This window comes from Streptomyces sp. NBC_00344, from assembly GCF_036088315.1.
Lineage (GTDB): Bacteria > Actinomycetota > Actinomycetes > Streptomycetales > Streptomycetaceae > Streptomyces.
On sequence record NZ_CP107996.1, the window covers coordinates 4,751,260 to 4,769,705 of the forward strand.

Annotated in this window: 14 protein-coding genes; 8 read left to right on the plus strand and 6 right to left on the minus strand. The window is 70.3% G+C overall.

Annotated features, from left to right (window positions below; translation table 11 throughout):
* Positions 1-54: 54 nt before the first annotated feature.
* The 5 genes from OHS16_RS21380 to OHS16_RS21400 all read right to left on the minus strand — a co-directional run bounded on the left by OHS16_RS21380 (position 55) and on the right by OHS16_RS21400 (position 5,214).
* On the minus strand, positions 55-1,302 hold the full coding sequence (locus OHS16_RS21380) for a ketosynthase chain-length factor (protein ID WP_328538833.1): 1,248 nt from the start codon (positions 1,300-1,302) through the stop codon (positions 55-57).
* Positions 1,299-2,570 (minus strand): beta-ketoacyl-[acyl-carrier-protein] synthase family protein, encoded by a 1,272-nt coding sequence (locus OHS16_RS21385; protein ID WP_328538834.1) that lies wholly within the window; start codon positions 2,568-2,570, stop codon positions 1,299-1,301. Before OHS16_RS21385 ends, OHS16_RS21380 begins: the two co-directional genes overlap by 4 nt.
* Positions 2,571-2,630: 60 nt before the next feature.
* Positions 2,631-3,476, minus strand: a complete 846-nt coding sequence (locus OHS16_RS21390) for a thioesterase II family protein (protein ID WP_328538835.1) — start codon at positions 3,474-3,476, stop codon at positions 2,631-2,633.
* The gene (locus tag OHS16_RS21395; RefSeq protein WP_328538836.1) at positions 3,473-4,243 is read right to left on the minus strand and encodes a cyclase family protein; all 771 of its coding nucleotides are present in this window, start codon (positions 4,241-4,243) and stop codon (positions 3,473-3,475) included. Before OHS16_RS21395 ends, OHS16_RS21390 begins: the two co-directional genes overlap by 4 nt.
* Before the next feature lie 152 nt (positions 4,244-4,395).
* On the minus strand, positions 4,396-5,214 hold the full coding sequence (locus tag OHS16_RS21400) for an AfsR/SARP family transcriptional regulator (RefSeq protein ID WP_328538837.1): 819 nt from the start codon (positions 5,212-5,214) through the stop codon (positions 4,396-4,398).
* Positions 5,215-5,487: 273 nt separating this feature from the next.
* On the opposite strand from OHS16_RS21400, the gene OHS16_RS21405 reads away from it, so the two are divergent.
* The 5 genes from OHS16_RS21405 to OHS16_RS21425 all read left to right on the plus strand — a co-directional run bounded on the left by OHS16_RS21405 (position 5,488) and on the right by OHS16_RS21425 (position 13,515).
* The gene (locus OHS16_RS21405; RefSeq protein WP_328538838.1) at positions 5,488-5,661 is read left to right on the plus strand and encodes a hypothetical protein; all 174 of its coding nucleotides are present in this window, start codon (positions 5,488-5,490) and stop codon (positions 5,659-5,661) included.
* Positions 5,661-7,940, plus strand: a complete 2,280-nt coding sequence (locus tag OHS16_RS21410) for a TOMM precursor leader peptide-binding protein (RefSeq protein WP_328538839.1) — start codon at positions 5,661-5,663, stop codon at positions 7,938-7,940. The genes OHS16_RS21405 and OHS16_RS21410 overlap by 1 nt, the downstream gene beginning before the upstream one ends.
* A gap of 50 nt (positions 7,941-7,990) precedes the next feature.
* Positions 7,991-8,635, plus strand: coding sequence for a hypothetical protein (locus OHS16_RS21415; protein WP_328538840.1), 645 nt, complete (start codon positions 7,991-7,993; stop codon positions 8,633-8,635).
* A 91-nt stretch (positions 8,636-8,726) separates the two neighbouring features.
* Positions 8,727-11,102, plus strand: a complete 2,376-nt coding sequence (locus tag OHS16_RS21420) for a sensor histidine kinase (RefSeq protein WP_328538841.1) — start codon at positions 8,727-8,729, stop codon at positions 11,100-11,102.
* Between the two features lie 160 nt (positions 11,103-11,262).
* Positions 11,263-13,515: a sensor histidine kinase gene (locus tag OHS16_RS21425; protein WP_328538842.1), complete on the plus strand. Its 2,253-nt coding sequence runs from the start codon at positions 11,263-11,265 to the stop codon at positions 13,513-13,515.
* 99 nt (positions 13,516-13,614) lie between these two features.
* Here the strand turns inward: OHS16_RS21425 and OHS16_RS21430 are convergent, their stop codons facing one another.
* Positions 13,615-14,229 carry a response regulator transcription factor gene (locus tag OHS16_RS21430; RefSeq protein WP_328538843.1) on the minus strand — a complete coding sequence of 205 codons (615 nt, stop codon included), beginning with the start codon at positions 14,227-14,229 and terminating at the stop codon, positions 13,615-13,617.
* 387 nt (positions 14,230-14,616) lie between these two features.
* On the opposite strand from OHS16_RS21430, the gene OHS16_RS21435 reads away from it, so the two are divergent.
* The 3 genes from OHS16_RS21435 (at position 14,617) to OHS16_RS21445 (ending at position 18,442) form a co-directional block, all read left to right on the plus strand.
* On the plus strand, positions 14,617-14,850 hold the full coding sequence (locus tag OHS16_RS21435; protein WP_328538844.1) for a DUF6059 family protein: 234 nt from the start codon (positions 14,617-14,619) through the stop codon (positions 14,848-14,850).
* A gap of 102 nt (positions 14,851-14,952) precedes the next feature.
* Complete coding sequence (locus OHS16_RS21440) at positions 14,953-16,698, plus strand: fatty acyl-AMP ligase (RefSeq protein ID WP_328538845.1); 1,746 nt, start codon at positions 14,953-14,955, stop codon at positions 16,696-16,698.
* A gap of 4 nt (positions 16,699-16,702) precedes the next feature.
* Positions 16,703-18,442 (plus strand): acyl-CoA dehydrogenase, encoded by a 1,740-nt coding sequence (locus OHS16_RS21445; protein WP_328538846.1) that lies wholly within the window; start codon positions 16,703-16,705, stop codon positions 18,440-18,442.
* The last annotated feature ends 4 nt before the right edge of the window (positions 18,443-18,446 follow it).

Sequence of the window (18,446 nt, forward strand, 5' to 3'; positions counted from 1 at the left end):
TAATTCGCCTCTCGCAATAAGTCGGAGAACAACGTTGTCCACACCAGGTGGAGTTCAGTGGGCAGCGGTCACCACAGCCGCCGCGTTGAAGCCGCCGGTTCCGCGCGCCAGCACCAGGGCGGTGCGGACCGGTCCGCGGCGGGCCGTGGTCACCAGGTCGAGCGTGTCGGGGGCGAACGGGTCGGTGACATTGACGGTCGGCGGGATCACCGCGTCCCTGAGAGAGAGCAGCGCCGCCGCGAGATCGAGTGAAGCCCCGCCCGCCGAAAGCCGCCCCGTCATCGTCTTCGGAGCCGTGACCGGGACACCCCGGGGGCCGAACAGCGCCGAGAGCGCAGCCTCCTCCTGGCGGTCGAGATCCGGTACACCGGACGCGTCCGCGAAGACGACATCGACGTCGGATGCGGTGAGTCCGGCCTCGGCGATGGCGAGTTCGGCTGCCCGGCGCAGGCCCGGCTCACCGCCCCGGCCCGGCGCCGGGTCGAAGGTCGCCGCGTAGCCCGACAACTGGCCGTAGATCCGGGCGCCGCGCTCACGCGCCGCTTCCGCGTCCTCCAGTACGAGGATCGCGCCGCCCTCTCCCGCGACATAACCGGACGCCGCGGAGTCGAACGGCAGGAACGCGCGGGCCGGGTCGGGGACCGTGCTCATCCGGCCGCCGGCGAGCTGCGCGGTCCAGCCCCAGGGGCAGACCGCGCCGTCCACGCCGCCGGTGACGATGAGCTTGCTGCCCTTGCGCAGCTGGCGGCGTGCCTGGGCCACGGCGTCGATACCGCCGGCCTGCTCGGTGACCAGGACACCGCTCGGGCCACGGAGCCCGTGCCGGATGGAGATCTGGCCGGTGTTGACTGCGTAGAACCATGCGTAGGACTGGTACGCCGAAACGTGCTGACCGCCCTTGCTCCACAGGGCCTGGAGCTCGCGCTGGCCGAACTCGAAGCCGCCGGCGGAGGCAGCGGTCACCGCGCCGGCCGAGTACGTCGGCATCTCGGCCGGGTCGGCGCCGGAGTCCTCGAGGGCCTCCTTGGCGGCGGTCAGGGCGAGCCGGGTCATGTGATCGGTCTGCGGAAGCAGCCGGCTGGGGATGTGCTCCTCGGCGTCGAAGCCGGGCACCTCGCCGGCCAGCGTGGCCGGGTAGCCGGAGGCGTCGAAGCGGGAGACCGGGCGGATGCCGCTCTCGCCGGCGACGGTCGCCCGCCACCAGGCCTCCGTGCCCAGGCCGTTGGGGGCCGCGACACCGATCCCGGTGAACACAGCAGTTCCGGACCTCAGCGCGGGCCGTTCCAGGAGCTCGCTCGTCATGCCGTCTTCCTCCGCTCGGGCTTGGTGAGCACGATCGCGCTCTGGAATCCGCCGAAGCCGCTGCCCACACTCAGGACGGTGCTGATGTCGCGCTTGCGGGCGTGGACCGGCGTGTAGTCGAGATCGCACTTGGGGTCGGCCTCGTGCAGATTCGCGGTGGGCGGCACCATGCCGTGCTCGATGGCCAGCGCGGACGCGGCGATCTCCAGGGAGCCGATGGCGCCCAGCGAATGCCCGATCATCGACTTGATGGACGAGACGGGTGTCGCGTACGCATGCTCACCGAGGCTGCGCTTGAACGCGGCGGTCTCGTGCCGGTCGTTCTGCAGTGTCCCTGAGCCGTGTGCGTTGATGTAGTCGATGTCCGTGCCGGGGATCCCGGCCTCGGCGAGAGCCGCACCGATGGCCTCGGCCATCTCGGCGCCGTCGGCGCGCAGGCCCGTCATGTTGTACGCGTTGGAGCGCGAGGCGAACCCGGCGATCTCGGCGTAGATGTGCGCGCCCCTGGCCACCGCCTGCTCGTACTCCTCCAGGACGAACACGGCGGAACCCTCACCCAGGACGAACCCGTTACGGGACTTGTCGAAGGGGCGGGAAGCCGTCTCCGGCTCCTCGTTGCGGTTCGACGTGGCCTTGATGGCGTCGAAGCAGGCCACCGAGATCGGCGAGATCGGCGCCTCGGTCGCCCCGGCGATCATGACGTCGGCGCTGCCCTCGCGGATCAGCTCGACGGCGTGACCGACCGAGTCGAGACCCGATGTGCAGCCGGTGGAGACCACAGCGGTCGGGCCCTGCGCGCCGAACTCCCAGGCCACCTCGGCCGCGAAGGAACTGGGCACGAAGTAGTCGTAGAGGTGCGGGACGGCACGCTCGTGGTCGACGAGCCACTCGGCGCCGTTGTTGCTGACCGCCGCGTACTCGTAGTCGAGGCCCGTGGTGGCCCCGACCGCGCTGCCGATGGTGACACCGGTACGGAACGGGTCGAGGCCCGCCATGTCCAGACCGCTGTCGGAGACCGCCTCACGGGCCCCCACCAGAGCGAACTGCGCTGCTCTGTCCAGTCGTTCGGACTGCTCCTCGGTCAGCCCGGACGCCACCGGGTCGAAGTCGACCTCGGCCGCGATCCGCGAGCGGAACGCCGACGCGTCGAAGAGCGAGACGGCCCTGGTCGCGGTGCGTCCCGCGGTGAGCAGGGCCCAGTACTCCTTGGTGCCGACGCCACCGGGGGCGACCACACCGATTCCGGTCATGACTACGCGTCGGCTCACCTGGCCCCCTCGATGCGAAGGCCATGGGGGTTCGCCCCGGGAGAATGCAGCACGGCTGCGTCACCTCTCTGATAGGTCCGCTGTTGGCAGGAGTCTTGTCCCGTCCTCTTGACGCACGCTCGACTCGTCCCGGTACTCCGGCTGGAACGCCTCCCGCAGTTCGAGCGCCACCTCGCGCAGCAGCTCGGGCACGATGAGTTCCCGTACGAAGTAGTGGCCGCCGGGCAGCGTCTGCAGACGGAAGCGGGAGACCGAGTAGTCGGCCCATTCCGCCATGTCGGTCAGCGGCGCGATGGGGTCGTCCCGGCCGGCGAGCGCCAGCAGCGGGGTGCCCACCGCCATGTCGGCGTTGACCCGGCAGAGCGCCTCACCGAGCCGCAGATCGTCCCGGAGCGCCGGGATCACGTGCCGCCGCCACAGCGAGCTGTCCCGTCCGGCGGCCTCGGCCGGCGCCGCGTCCAGCTCCACCAGCAGGTCCAGGAGCTCGGAGTCGGGCAGGCCGGCGCCGCGCAGCAGCGGGTTGCGGAGATGCGGGGGCGGCACCGCGCCGATCACCAGGCGGGCCGGCGGCAGCAGCCCGTCGTCCTCGATGGTCCGGGTCAGCGCGTGGGCGACCAGACCGCCGAGGCTGTGCCCGTACAGCAGGTACGGACGGTCGAGCAGCGGGGTGATCAGTTCCCGCAGCTCGTTCATGAGCTCGCTGACATCGGTGATTCTGTCTTCCTTGGCCCGCGGCCCGCGGCCCGGCAGCAGTACGGGTACCACCTCGGCCGCGTCGCCGAGCACCTTCTGCCAGCGCGCGAAGGCCGAGATCCCGGCACCCGCGTGATGGAAGCAGAACAGCCAGGGCGCCACGGTGTCCTTGCCCGTCCCGCCGTCCGTGTCCGTCGCGCCGGGATCTCTCATTCGTCGATCAGGGCGACGGCCCGGGTCCAGCCCGCCCCCGCACCGGCGATCTTCACGGGGAAGCAGGACACCCGGAACCCGTGCGTGGGAAGGGTGTCCAACTGCGTGAGCCGTTCGACCTGGCAGTACTCGCGCCGGCGGCCCGCGAAGTGCGAGGGCCACAGCACCGACTTGTCGCCGGTCTCCTGGAAGGTTCTGATCATGTGCCCGAAGGGAGCGTCCAGACTCCAGGCGTCGGTGCCGATGACCCGTACGCCGAGGTCGAGCAGATAGTCGGTGGCCGCGCCGTCCAGGCCCGCGAAGTCGGTGAAGTACCGGGGCGTGCCCGCGTGTTCCGATGCTCCGGTGTGCAGCATCACGATGTCGAGCGGCTGCGGCGTGTACCCGATCGCGGCGATCTGCTTCTCGATGCGCTGCACACCGATGGTGCCGATGCCGACATCGCTGACATCCAGGACGACGGCCGGACGCAGGAACCAGTCGAGCGGCATTTCGTCGATGTGCCGAGGCCTGCCGTACTCGCCCACCGAGCCGTAGTGCGACGGCGCGTCCACATGGGTGCCCGTGTGGCTGGTGAGGGTGAGAGTGTCCAGGGACAGCAGCTCACCGCCGGGCAGGTCGGCCGGATCGAAGTCGAGGCCGAAGTGTTTCTTCATCTCCGCCGCCATGTGCGTGGCGCCCTCGGCGGGCGTCATGATCTCGTGAACGATCGGATCCGGCTCCCAGCCGGCCGCATCCACGGGCGACGACAGATCGATGACTCGCAAGGTAACCCCCAGTGTCGTTGGCGAAGATGGGGGGCACTGTGCGTCCCCGGGCTGGAGGCCGGATCGAGCCGCGCACGCGTCGGACCCCGCCCTGTGGGGAGAGCGGGGTCCGGACGGGTCGGTGCCCGGGCAGTCCGTGCTGCCCGCGCCGCTCAGGCGGCGAAGAGGTCGAGCACCGGGCGGCGTCCGGCCAGATGCGAGTCCAGCGCCGGGTCACCGGACAGGACCGCGTGGTGGAGCTGCTGCAGCCGGGTCGACGGGTCGAGCCCCAGCTCGTCGGCAAGTCCGCGCCGCAGGTTCTGGTACACATCCAGCGCCTGCCACTGCCGGCCTGACCGGTACAGGGCCACCATGCACTGGGCGTGCAGCCCTTCATGCAGGGTGTGACGGGCCGTCAGCGATGTGAGTTCGGCGAGCAGATTCATGTGGCGGCCGAGGCGCAGATCGGAGTCGATCCGCTGTTCGAGGACGCCGAGCCTGCTCTCCTCCAGGCGGACGAGCTCGATCTCGAGCAGCGGGCCGAGCCGCACGTCCACCAACGCGGGACCGCGCCACATGCCGAGCGCCTCGCGGTACAGCGCGGCCGCCGTCTCGTCGTCGCCGCGCTCTGCCGCACCCCGCCCGGTGGCCACCAGGCGGTCGTACTCGTGCACGTCCACCGCACCGGGCGTGACTTCGAGGAGGTAGCCGCCGTGCCGGGTGGCGAGCACCTCACGAGCGGTGTAGGTGCTGTCCGGGCCGAGCGCACCGGCGATCAGCCTGCGCAGCTGCAGAATGTAGGTCTGCAGCGTGGTGAGAGCGCTGCGCGGCATGTCCGCGCCCCAGATCTCCTCCATCAGCGTCGGCACGGGCATGACCTGATTCGCGTAGACCGACAGAAGCGCCAGTATCTGCCGGGGCTTGCCGGCGCTAGGGACGACCGATGTGCCGCCCGACTCGGCCACGAGCGGGCCGAGAACCTTGATCTCCATGGGATTCCTCCGGTGTCGGACCTGCCGGATGACCCCGATGGTTTCGGACCCGGCTCCAAGCACCCTCAAAAGCTGTCATCCGGCCGGTGTTTACGGCAGTGCCGCGCTCCTGAACCCGGCATGTGACTGTCCCGGCGGCGGGTGTGAAAGTTTCATGTGCATCCCGTGAGCGTGGCACTGGGGGCGGAGCGGGCCCGGCGGCAGAGTTCTCCACGTCGGACCGAGCGAAAGTCGAGTCCGGCGGATCAGACCCAGCAGACCACTGATCTAGGGATGGCCACCATGTATGCGAACACCTCTCTCACCGCCGCGGTCCATGACGACCTGGTCATCGAGGAGTTCGGGCGGTACGCAGCATTCAGCCAGGTACCGCAGCCCTGCATCGGCTCCGGAGTTGCCCAGATACCCGTCTCCGGCACCACCGAGAACGCCCGGCGCAGCGCCTGATGGGAGCTGTCCGGACCGCAGCCCCGCTCCTGGGGTTCAAGCCGCATCTGCGGGTCGAACAGGTACCCGGCGAAGCGGTGTACCTGATCTCCGAGCAGCGAGTGACCGCTCTGCACGGCGAGCAGGTCGCAAGGATCGCCCCCCTTCTTGACGGCACCCGCCACCTTGAGCGCATCGCCCAGGACGCCGCGGACACCCTCCCGGCCGGACAGGCGGCACGGCTGGTGTCCCGGCTGACCGGCGCGGGACTGCTCTGCGGCCGTGAGCAGCTGGTGACGCCGGAGGAAGCCGCCGAGCAGGCTTACTGGGAAGCGGCAGGACTGGACGGACACCGGGCGGCAGACGCCCTGAACCACGGTGCGGTACGCGCCCTCTCCGTCGGCAGCACGTCCGCGGACGCACTGTCCGCCTGCCTGAAGGCCACCGGTCTCGCGACCACCGCGGATGACGCCGAGCTCACGGTCGTTCTCTGTGACGACTACCTGGAACCCGCGCTCGCCGTCGTCGACGCCGAGCTGCGCGCGGCCGGCCGGCGCTGGCTGCCGGTGAAGACCGAGGGCACCGAACTGTGGATCGGACCCTTCTTCGGAGACCACGACGGGCCCTGCTGGTCCTGCCTGGCCGAACGGCTGTGGCGGTCCCGCCCGGTGGAGGCCCATGTGCAGCGCATGCTGGGCCGGTCCGGCCCGGTGCCCCGGCCGTCCTGCACGCTGCCCGCCGCCCGGCTGGCCGCGCTCCAGCTGGCCGGTCTTGAGGCCGCCAAGTGGCTCTCCGGCTACCGGCATCCCAGCCAGCAGTCCCTGCGTACGCTCGACGGGCTCACCCTCGCCGGCGAACTCCACCCCGTCGTACGCCGCCCGCAGTGCCCGACCTGCGGTGAACCCGGCATGACGGCCGCCCAGGTGAAGGCACCCGTGGTGCTGCGCTCCCGCATCAAGCGCGACACCGGTGGCGGCGGCCACCGGAGCCTCGCGCCACAGCAACTCCTGGACCGCTACGGCCATCTGGTCGACCCGCTCACCGGTCTTGTGCGCGGCATCACCCGCAACGCCTGCGGGCCGGAGTTCTTCAACTCCTTCTCCGCCGGGCTCAATCCGGCTGCGGGTACACAGGGCATCGGTGGTATCCGGGGTGGCCTCCGGGCGTCCTGCGGAGGCAAGGGAGTCACGGAACTCCATGCCAGGGTCAGTGCCCTGGCCGAGGCACTGGAGCGTCACTCGGGTCACTACGAGGGCGGGGAGGCCACGGTCCGCGGCACCTACCGCGAGCTGGCCGCCGAGGCCATCCATCCCAATGAGGTCCAGCTCTACGACGAGCGGCAGTTCACCGACCGGCACACCTGGAACTTCGTCCATGCGCCCTTCCAGCACGTAGCCGATCCTTTCGACGAGGAGCTGCCGACCGACTGGACCCCGCTGTGGTCGGTGACACGGCAGGAGCGCAGGCTGCTGCCCACCGCGCTTCTCTACTACGGTGTGCCGCAGCCGGCCGGCGCCTTCTCCTGTCTCGCCACGTCCAATGGCACCGCGGCGGGCGGCACCCTGGAGGACGCGGTACTGCAGGGCTTCCTGGAACTGGTCGAGCGCGACGGCCTCGCCCTGTGGTGGTACAACCGCACCCGGCAGCCCGCGGTGGACCTGGACGCGTTCGACGACCCATGGATCACCGAACTCCAGCGCGTGCACGCCTCGCTGGACCGCACGGTCTGGGTCCTCGATCTCACCACTGACCTCGGCATCCCGGTGATGGCCGCCCTTTCCAGGCGTACCGACACGGAAACCGGGCAGCCGCAGGGCATCATGTTCGGCTTCGGCGCGCACTTCGACCCGGCGATCGCCCTGCGCCGCGCGCTGACCGAGCTCAACCAGATGATGCCGCACGTGGTCGCCCCGGACGGGAGCGTGCCGCGCGAGGTGGCCGACGACCCCGACGTGCACGCATGGCTGTCCACCGCGACGGTCGAATCCCACCCCTACCTGCTGCCGGCCGACTGCGGGCCGACCGGCCCCGGCACGCACCCCTACACTCCGCACGAAGACCTGTACGAGGACATCGAGACGGCCGTGGAACTGCTGCGGAGCAAGGGGATGGAAATGCTCGTCCTCGACCAGACACGCCCGGACGTCGGCCTGCCGGTCGTCAAGGTGGTGGTGCCGGGACTCAGACCGCACTGGGCCCGCTACGGCCCGGGACGGCTCTTCGACGTACCGGTGGCGCTCGGCAGACTGGCCGCACCGACCGGCTACGAGGACCTCAACCGCGTACCGCTCTTCCTCTGAACCGCAACCCCGACGCGAACACCAGCCCCGCCGGTGGAAGGACCTCACTCATGCGCATCGACCGCCTCGCGGCCCTGGAACTCAGCGAGTTCTGGTCACTGCGTGAGGACATAGCGGTCCGGTTCGGTCGGACCATCGTGCTCTGCGCTCCCTGGGGGGAGCTGGCCCTGGAGCAGCCGGGCACGCTGCTCAGGGAGGCGCTGCACCGCATGCAGCTCGGCGCGGTGTCCCTGGGGAACGTGGTGCCCGGCTTCCCCGGCTACGACGTGCCGGAGAGCGACTGGAACGAGGACTCGCGTGAGCTGCTGAGCGCCCTCGACGGTCTTCAGCACCTGATCGTGCGGCACTTGGCGATCGGTGCGTCGCCGCTCCTGAGTGTCGTGCCCCAGTCGCCGAGGGCCAGATTCCGCCTGCCCCGGGTGCCGCCCGGCTCCGAGTTCCGGCTTCCGGACGATGTGGTCCTGCGCAGGCCGGGCAGCGATCCGGTGCTCACGTACGAGGGTTCGGACCACCGGGTCGAACTGCACGGCCCCGACGCGCCGCGGCTGATCACCCACCTGCAGGGCCGCTACGGCCAATTCCGGTCACCGCTGGATTCGCCGCTCCCGGAACAGATCGTCAGGGCGGCCCGCTCCTATGCTGCCGCCGCGGGCATGCTCGCCTTCATGGACGCGAAGGGCGCGGCCCGGCTGTGAGAACCGTTCCGGCACTACAGATTCGGAAGCGGGGTTACCTATGATCTGGTCCGGGACGTGCTTCTGACCGGGCATTGTGAACCATGGGGGAATGTTGAAAGGCGAAGTGGCCGACCACGCGGAGACTCTCTCCGCGGATGTCGGCAGCCACGTGCTGCCGCCACGTAAAGCGATAGCCGTCACGGCGGCGGCGCTGCTCGGATTTTTTGTGATCGACTGCGTATTCGTCTGGGCCGAGAATCCGCCGGTCTGGGAACGCGTCGTAGCGCTGGCAGGCTTTGCCGCGATCATGGGTCTCCAGCTCGGCCACTCCTTTCCGATGCTGCTTCCGCGGCTGCACCGGTACCGCTACGCGACCTGGGGTCTCCAGGCGGTGCTCGCCTACGCGCCGCTCGCCCTGTTCGGAACCGCCTGGAGCGGGATGGCCGAGTTCCTCGCCGCCTCGTCGGTCCTGGTGTTCCCGGCAGTGGTCGGCTGGCCGCTCTTCGGCGCCGGGGTGCTCAGCGTCGGGGTGATGTACCGGGGGAGCGACCGAAGCACCGTTCTCTACAACGTCCTCGAAGCCGCGCTGATCCCACTGATCATCATCGGGCTCTCCCGGATGTCCGACATGATCGTCAAACTGCACCGGTCAAGGACGGAGCTCGCGCGGCTCGCCGTCGCGGGGGAGCGCCTGCGCTTCGCACGCGACCTGCACGATGTGCTCGGTTACAGCCTCTCGGTGATCTCCCTCAAGTGCGAGCTCGCCTACCGGCTGCTCGGGGACGCACCCGCCAAGGCACACGACGAACTCACCGAGGTGCTGCGCACGTCGCGCAAGGCACTCGCCGATGTCCGTACGGTCAGCCGTGGTTACCGGGAGATGTCGCTCTTCGGCGAGGTGGACGCCGCGGTCTCGATGCTCGCCGCCGCCGGAATCCGCACCACCCTGAGAATCGACGACGGCGAACTGCCCTGCGTGCTGGACACCGTTCTGGCGACCGTGCTGCGTGAGGGCCTGACGAATCTGCTCCGGCACAGCAAGGCCGAGCAGTGCGAGATCCGGGCCGAACGCCATGACGGGACGGTCGTGCTGAAACTCGCCAACGACGGCATCGGCCGGGGCCGCCCGCCGAAGGACGCGTCCGCCGGCGGTCTGGCCGCGCTCGACGTACGGGTCGCGGAGCTCGGGGGTGTCCTCACACACGGCAGTGACGGCCGTGGCTGGTTCCGGCTCGAGGCAGTGGTGCCGATGCCCGGGCAGTCGGAGCAGGAGACGTGTGCCTCCGCCGAAGCGGCAGCTGCGGTGGACGACATCGACCAGCCGGCGGTACAGCCCCGCGGGCTCGGGCACCGTGACATGATGCCGCGGGCCGCGGCCGCGATCACGTTCGCCGTTCTGGTGGGGTACTTCCTGGCGTACTCCGTGATCGCCACGTCGTACGGACTGCCGGCGAGCAAGGCCGTGCCGATGGAACTCTGCATGTTCGCCACCCTGGTGATCCAGCTGGCGGTGTCCTTCCAGTGGCGGTTCGCCTGGGCGGCCCGCAGCCCTTGGGTCCTGCGCCAGGGCGCCGTCGGCGCTCTGCTGCTCTTCCAGTGCGGGCCCTGGTTCTTCCTGGGCCCGGCCTATCTGGGGCTGCCCGGCTTCGTCGCCGGCTCCGCGCTCCTGGTGCTGCGCACCGCAGTCGCCTGGCCGCTGATCGCCGCGGTGACCGTCGCGAGCGACATCGCCTTCCACCAGGCCGACGGATCCCTGCAGGACCTCATCTACGAGACGATGTACACCCTCATCTGCGCCCTGGTGGTCTTCGGTCTGTCCCGCATGGCGCGGCTGGCCGATGAACTGCACCGGTCCCGGGCCGAGATCACCCGTCGGGCGGTGACGACGGAGCGGCTCCGATTCGCCCGTGATCTGCACGATCTGCTCGGGTTCAGCCTCTCCGCGATCACCCTCAAGTGCGAGCTGGTGCGCCGCCTGGCGCCGGTGAAGCCGGTGCAGGCACAGACGGAGCTGACCGAGGTACTGCAGATCGCCCGCCAGACGCTCGCCGATGTCCGTGCGGTGGCGGACGGACGGCAGCACATGAGCCTGTCCGCTGAAGCGGAGAACGCAACGGCGATGCTGGCCGGGGTGGGGATACGCGCCAGTGTCAGCCTGGAGTGCGGGGAGTTGCCGGGCGAGGTGGAGACGGTGCTGGCGACCACCTTGCGGGAGGGGCTGACGAACATGCTGCGGCACAGCAAGGCGGCCAGTTGCCGGATCACCGCCGAACGGGCCGCGGGCGCGGTACGGCTGACCCTCGTCAACGACGGTGTCGACGGAGTCACCGACACCGGTCTCGCGTCGAAGGCGAGCGGGGGCAGCGGCATCGGCAACCTGGCGACGCGTGTCGAGGCGGTCAACGGGAGGCTGAGCGCGGGCCCACGCGCCGACGGCTGGTTCGAGCTCACGGCCGAGGTGGAGCTGCTCGGCGTGGCCGCTTGAGCGATGGGCCGGTTTCAGGGCCGGCGTGAACCGTCTTGGGGGACTTTTGACGACTGACACAGTCGGTTGGGCGGACGGAGATCTTGCGCAAGCCGGCGATCGTACTCTGCCGTCGCGCACTGCGACGGCGATCACGGGCGCCGTTCTGCTCGGTTTCTTCGTGATCGACGGCTCGTTCGTGTGGGCCGAGCACCCACCTTTGTGGGAGTGGGGTGGTGCGCTGCTCGGTTTCTCCGCAATCATGGGATTGCAACTGGCCGTTTCCTTCCCGGGGTTCTTTCCGGGACTGGCAGGTCACCGGTATCTGACCTGGGCCTTGCTGGCGCTGCTCGCCTTCGCTCCGATGGCGGTGTTCGGGCAGAGCTGGTGCGGGATGCTCTCGTTCTTCAGTGCCTCCGCGATTCTGGTGTTCCCGGCGTGGCTTGGCCGAACGCTCTGCGCGGCCGGAGTTCTCGCTGTCTGGGTGATCTTCGCGCGGGACGATGTGTTCACCGTCGGGTACAACGTGATCGAAGCCGTGCTGATCCCTTTGATCATTGTCGGGCTCTCGCGAATGTCCGAAATGATCGTCGAACTGCACGATTCGCGGGCGGAGTTGTCACGCCTGGCAGTGGCGGCGGAGCGGTTGCGATTCGCACGCGATCTGCACGGCTTCCTCGGTCTCAGCCTCTCAGCGGTCACGCTCAAGTGCGAGCTGGCTCAACGGCTGCTCGCGGAAGCGCCCGGGAAGGCTCAGGAGGAGCTGACTGTCATTCTGCGTACGTCGCGCAAGGCGCTCGCCGATGTGCGTTCGGTCAGCCGTGGCTACCGGGAGATGTCGCTGTGCGGCGAGGCGGACGCGGCGGTATCGATGCTCTCCGCGGCAGGAATCCGAACATCGCTGCACTTCGCCTGTGGGGAACTGCCCGGCATGGTGGACACCGTCCTCGCCACCGTCTTGCGGGAGGGTCTGACCAACCTGCTCCGGCACAGCAAGGCGGGGCGGTGCCGGATCCGGGCCGAACGCCGCGAGGACAACGTCGTGCTGACCCTGTCCAACGACGGCATCGTGCGTGAACGGCAGCCGAAACGGGACCCGGGCGGCGGCCTCGCCTCGCTGGACTGCCGGATCGGTTCACTCGGCGGCTCTCTCGCCCATGGCCCGGACAGCCAGGGCTGGTTCCGGCTCCAAGCCGTTCTGCCGCTCACTCATGACGTGGAGCAGACGCCAGGAGAAGGCTCCGTCGCGGCTCCTGGATCGGACGGTCCGGGGCAGCCGCCGTTGCGGCCTCCCGTCCCGGAGCGCCAGGACATGGTCCCGCGGGCGGCGGTCGCGATCACCCTCGCCGTACTGGTGGGCTATTTCCTTGCGTACTCGGTGATCTCGCTGTCGTACCAGCCTCCGCCCGCCGAGACGGTGTCGATGATGCTCTGCCTGTTCGCCACGCTCCTGGTGCAGTTGGCCGTCTCCTTCCAGTGGAGGTTCATCAGCCTCGCCCGCAGGCCGAGACTGATGCGCCAGGGCGCCCTCGGGGCCATGCTGCTGCTCCAATGTGTGCCCTGGTTGTTCCTCGGCCCCCGTTGCCTGGGCCTGCCCGGCTTCGTCGCGGGCACCGCGCTCCTGGTGCTGCCCCCGGCGGCCGCCTGGCCATTCATCGGCGCGGTGACGGTCGCCGTCGATGTCGCCTTCCACCAGGCGGACGGAGCGCTCCGGGACCTCGTCTACGAGACGGCGTACACCCTGATCTGCGCTCTGGTGGTGTTCGGCCTCTCCCGGATGGCCCAGCTCGCCTCCGAACTGCACCGCTCCCGAGCCGAGATCGCCCGCCTCGCGGTGACCACCGAGCGGCTGCGATTCGCCCGTGACCTGCATGATCTGCTCGGATTCAGCCTCTCGGCAATCACCCTCAAGTGTGAATTGGTACGCCGTCTCGTGCCAGCCAGCCCTGTACAGGCACAACGGGAACTGACCGAGGTGCTCGACATCGCCCGCCGGGCGGTCACGGATGTCCGTACGGTGGCGGGCGGCGACCGGCGGATGCGCCTGACCGCGGAGGTGGAGCAGGCGACAGCGATGCTCGCGGGAGTCGGCATCCACGCCACCGTACGGCTGGACTGCGGGGAACTGCCGGCGGAGGTGGAGACCGTGCTTGCCACCACCATCCGTGAGGGTCTGACGAACATGCTCCGCCACAGCAGCGCCGCGCACTGCCGGATCACCGCTGAGCGCGCGGCGGGTGGGGTGCGTCTGTCCCTCGTCAACGACGGGGTGGACCGTGTCAGGGATCCCTCGCTGGACTCCCGGATCAGCGGCGGCAGCGGCATCGGCAATCTGGCCACACGGATCGAGGCGGTCAACGGCCGGCTCACCGCCGGGCCGCGTCCGGACGGCTGGTTCGAACTGAGGGCGGAGGTCGAGCTGCTGGCCGTCTGAAGAAGACTGCGGCTGTCAGGACAACCCGAGGCCGGCCGGGGCAGCCTGACATCCTTCCGGAGAAACGTTTGGTCCGGGCCGCGTCGAGGGACCCGCTGCTCAGACCGAGTGCAGCCAGCCCGCTTCGCGGGCGATTCGAATGGCATCGACCCGGTTACGCGCGTTGAGTTTGGTGACCGCCGAGGTCAGATAGTTGCGTACGGTGCCGGACGAGAGGTGCAGCCGGGAGGCGATCTGTCCGGCTTCCATCCCCTCCGACGCCAGCTGGAGGACCTCCCGCTCGCGGTCGGTGAGCGGGGAGGGGCCGGAGTCGAGTGTGGCCAGCGCCAGTTGGGGATCGATCACCCGCTGGCCATCGGCGACCTGACGGATCGCGACGCAGAGACTGTCGGGATCGGAGTCCTTCGGGAGAAACCCCGAGACATGGGCGGCCAGCGCCCGTCTGAGGTTTCCGGGTCTTCCCAGGCTGGTGAGAATCAAGGTCCGGCACTCCGGTACCGAGGTGTGCAATCCAGCCGCAGCGGTGATTCCATCCGTCCCGGGAAGATCAATATCCAGGACGGCTACATCCGGCCGCATGGCCATCGCGGTGGGCACAATGTCCGTTCCCGACGACAGCTCGGCAACCACTTCCAGGTCCGGCTCCAGTTCAATCAGTGACACCAATGCTTTGCGCAGCATATGCATGTCTTCGGCAATCAGAACTCGCACCATGGTGCCCCCCCGTTGTGCTGGATCATGGGTCGTTCGATAGCGATTATGCAACAGCCGGGGGCCCGCAACATTGGCTCGGACGAATCCCGCGCCTGCTGTGTGGGTACCGTTACGCGCGCCGTCCCCACCCATGGATTTCAGCCAGAACCCGAGCGGGCCTCAACCGGCGCCCCCCATCATCCCTCCACCCAGCAGCCGTCCGGCGGCCGGGCGAAGGGAGAGGTGACGTGAACATGATGGAACGCCGCAGCTCGGCAGGTGTTTTCTGACATGGACCGCCTGATGGAATCGGATGGCCGGGACCCGCGTCGTGACCGCTCCCCAGGTGTCAACACGGCGCGCCGCAGAGGTAGATGGCGCCGTCTGCTCGGCCGTTGCCTGCGGCCGGTGGGTGAAGCCCTGATGATTCACGGCGGTGTCGATCTGTATCTGACGGCTGCCGACGGGACCCGGGCCCGGCTGCACTCCCTCGACAGCGGCTTCCGGCTGATGCTGCGCACCGACTCGGACGGCCCGCCGCCAGGCCACCCCGAACGGCTGCGGCCCGATATCCCGCTCAGCCGCCAGGAGCTGCTGCTTCTGCAGGACCTGCTGAACAAGGTGCCAGGGCGCAGAAGATGACCGGTGCGGCGCCCCCAGCACAGTTGATCTTCAAGTACCCGTCGAGGGCAGGCGCGGAGAGTAGGAGGACCGACCATCCGTCCGAGCGGCAGGGAGCAGAGGATGACAACAGCGAGGAGCTTCACGCACGCACTGGCGGCGCGGTTCGCCGGCAGCGCGGCCGACACCGCGCTGCTCTGCGTGGATGAGGGAGGTCCGGGCAGCGAGCCGCAGGACGGCGGTGGCGGCACCGCCCGGCTCACCTATGCCGAGCTCGATGTACGGGCCAGGTCCGTCGCGTCCGCGCTGCTGCGCCACCACGCGGCGGGCGCACCCGTGCTGGTGTCGATGGGCGGCGGGCCGCACAGCGTCACCGCCCTGCTCGGCTGCCTGTACGCGGGCGCGGTCGCCGTGCCCGTCCCGCCGCCGGACGACTCCCGGGCGGCCGCCGAGAGAACGGCGGCGATCGCGGCGGAGACCGATGCCGCGATCGCCCTCACCGAGTCGGCGCACGCCCCCGAGCTGTCCCGCCGTCTCGCGACGGCCGGGCACTCCTCGGTGGTCTGCCTCGCTGTCGACTCCCTGCCGGACGGCAGCGCGGGATGGGAGCCGCCGGCCGTCGCGGGATCCGACATCGCGCTCATCCAGTACACATCGGGAACCACCGCCGCACCGCGCGGTGTTCAGGTCACCCACGCCAATCTCCTGGCCACCATGGAGAGTCTGCGTACCGCGCTCGGCACCGGCCGGAGCTCGCGCGTCGGCGGCTGGCTCCCCCTCCACCACGACCTCGGCCTCATCGGGCAGCTGCTGCACCCCCTGTGGCTCGGGGCCACCGCCGTGCTGATGCCGCACCTGCTCTTCGCGCGCGCCCCCCTGCGCTGGCTGCGTGAAGTGGCCCGGCACGGCGTCACCGTCACCGCCGCCCCGGACTCCGCGTACGCCCGCTGCCTGGCCGAGGTCACCGATGACGACCTCGCGGGCCTCGACCTCAGCGCGCTGCGCATCGCTGTCAACGCCTCCGAGCCGGTGTCATCCGTCACCGTCACCGCCTTCGCGCGCCGCTTCGCGGCCGCCGGCCTCCGCCCGGACGCACTCACCACTGGATACGGGCTCGCCGAGGCCACCCTCCTGGTGAGCCTGGGCGACGAACGCCCCCCGATACCGGCCGTGGTGGCCGCGGACGCGCTGGAGCGCGGCGCGCTCGGGGCGCCGGTGCCCGGCCGTCCGGTACGCACCCTGGTCGGCTGCGGTCCCGCGACCGGCGTCACCGTACGGATCGTCGACCCGGCGACATCAGCCGTTCTGCCGGAGGGATCCGTGGGCGAGATCTGGGTACGCGGCGATGCCGTGGCCGCCGGCTACTGGCGCCGCCCGCTGGAAACCTCCGCGGCCTTCGGCTGCGCCACATCCGGCGGCGAATACGGCTTCCTGCGCACCGGTGATCTCGGCGCGTTGCGGGACGGCAGGCTGTTCCTCACCGGCCGGATCAAGGACGCCCTGCTCGTCGACGGCCGGACCCTGCACCCACAGGAGGCCGAACGCCAGCTGGTTCAGTCAGGCTCCCCGTTCGGCTCAGCGGTCGTGCTCTCGGCGCCCGCCGAACGCGAGGAGATCGTCGCCATCCAGGAGATCCGGGGTGCCGGCTGGAGCCCCGCCCAGCTCGCCGGCCTCGCCGAGCGGGTGCGCGGCTGCATCCAGCAGGAGTTCGGCGCCGACCTCGGCGGTGTGGTCCTGGTCCGCCCCGGCACCGTACGCCGCACCACGAGCGGCAAGGTCCGCCGCTCGCTGATGCGCGACCTCTACCTGCGCGGCGAACTCCGGCCGCTGTACGCGTCGTCGTCCCTCTACACCGCGGAAGGTGGCTGAGCACATGCCCGGCACCGCAGTCCGGGTCCCGGCCCCCGACCTGGACGCAAGTCTCCGTGCGCAGCGGCTCGAAGCACGCTTCGGTGACCCCTGCGACCCGTCGAACCCGCTGGGCTTCCGTGCCCTGCTCGCCGCCGACGGCGCATCCGAACTCCTGCTCGGCGCAGAGGATCTGCTCGACCAGGAAGGCTTCGGAGCGGAGCTGGTGCCGGTCGGCCTCGGCGGCAGACTGCGCGACGCCGACGGGCTGATGCGGATGCTGCGGCCGGTCTTCCGCCGCGATGTGGCCCTCGCCTTCGGTTACGGCATCACCTCGCTGTTCGCCGCGGCCCCGGTGTTCGCCGCCGGCTCGCAACGGCAGCGCGAAACCGTGGCCGGGCTGCTCTCGGCGGGCGGCCGGGCGGCCATCGTGCACCGCTCGCTGGCGCACGGCACCGCGATGCTGCGCGGCGAGATCACCGCCATGGAGTACTCGGGCGGCCATCTCCTCGACGGCCGCAAGGACGTCGTCATCAACGCCGAACGCGCGGGCGCGGTCGTCGCCTACGTACGCACCGACCCCGCGCCGGGGCCCGCCTCCCACTCGGTGTTCCTGATGGAGCCGGACCGGCTCCCTCCCGGCGGGCTGCGGGTGCTGCGGCGCCGTTCCACCACCGGGATGCGCGGCTGCCGTTTCGCCGGGTACGAGTTCGACGAGTGCGAGGTGCCGGGCGACGCCCTGGTGGGAGACACCGGGGCGGGCGTGCGGCTCTCGCTGCGGACGTTCCAGCTCAACCGCACCCTCATCACCGGCGCCGTGCTCGCGTCCGTCGACACCGTGCTGCGGTCCGCGGTCCGTGCCGCGCTCGCCGGAGGCACCCTCGGCAGACGGCAACGGGGCGTTCTCGCCGGGGTGTTCGCGGATCTTCTCGCGGGCGACTGCATGGCCACCACGGTGCTGCGTGCGCTCTCGCTGCTCCCCACCGCGGCCCATCTGGCCGCGGCCGAGCTGAAGTACCTCGTACCCGACCTGCTCAGGGACGACCTGGAGGAGCTCGCCACGGTGCTCGGCGCCGGCGGTTACAGCCGTGACACCGATCAGGGCATGCTCACCAAACTGCTCCGCGATCTGCCGGCGGCCGGTCTCGGGCACGCGGGCACCGCATCCTGCCTCGCCGTGGTGATTCCCCAACTACCCGTCCTGGCGCGGCAGTCCTGGGGGTGTGAGGCGGAGCCGCCGGCCGCGCTCTTCCGCATCGCCGACCCGCTGCCGCCCCTGGACATCGGCAGTCTGGAAGTCGCCGGTGGCGGGGATCTGCTGGCCGCGGCGCTCACCGCATCGGCCGAGCGCCTGACAGGCTCCGCCGATCAGGGGCCGTACGGCGGCGTACTGCGCACGATGGCCGCCGCCTTCCACGCCGATCTGCTCGCGGTGCGCGACAGCTGCCTGCTCATCGAGCCGGGGGACCGGGCGGTGCTCGCGAGCCCCGCCACAGCCGCGCTCGCCGACCGCCACGCGGTGCTCTCCGCCGCCGGTGCGGCCCTCGCCATGTGGGAGCAGCACCGGTACACCGGCGGCTTCCTCGCCGACCCCGCCTGGCTGGTGCTCGCCCTGCACCGGTACGGACGGCGCCTCGGTCTCCTTCTTCCCCCGCTGCCACCGGACTGCGTCGACCGGGTGGCGGAGGAGCTGCTGGTGCGTTTCCGGGCCGGCCGCAGTTTCGATCTTCACGACGCGCCTCTGGCGGAAGCAGGTACACCATGAGCCC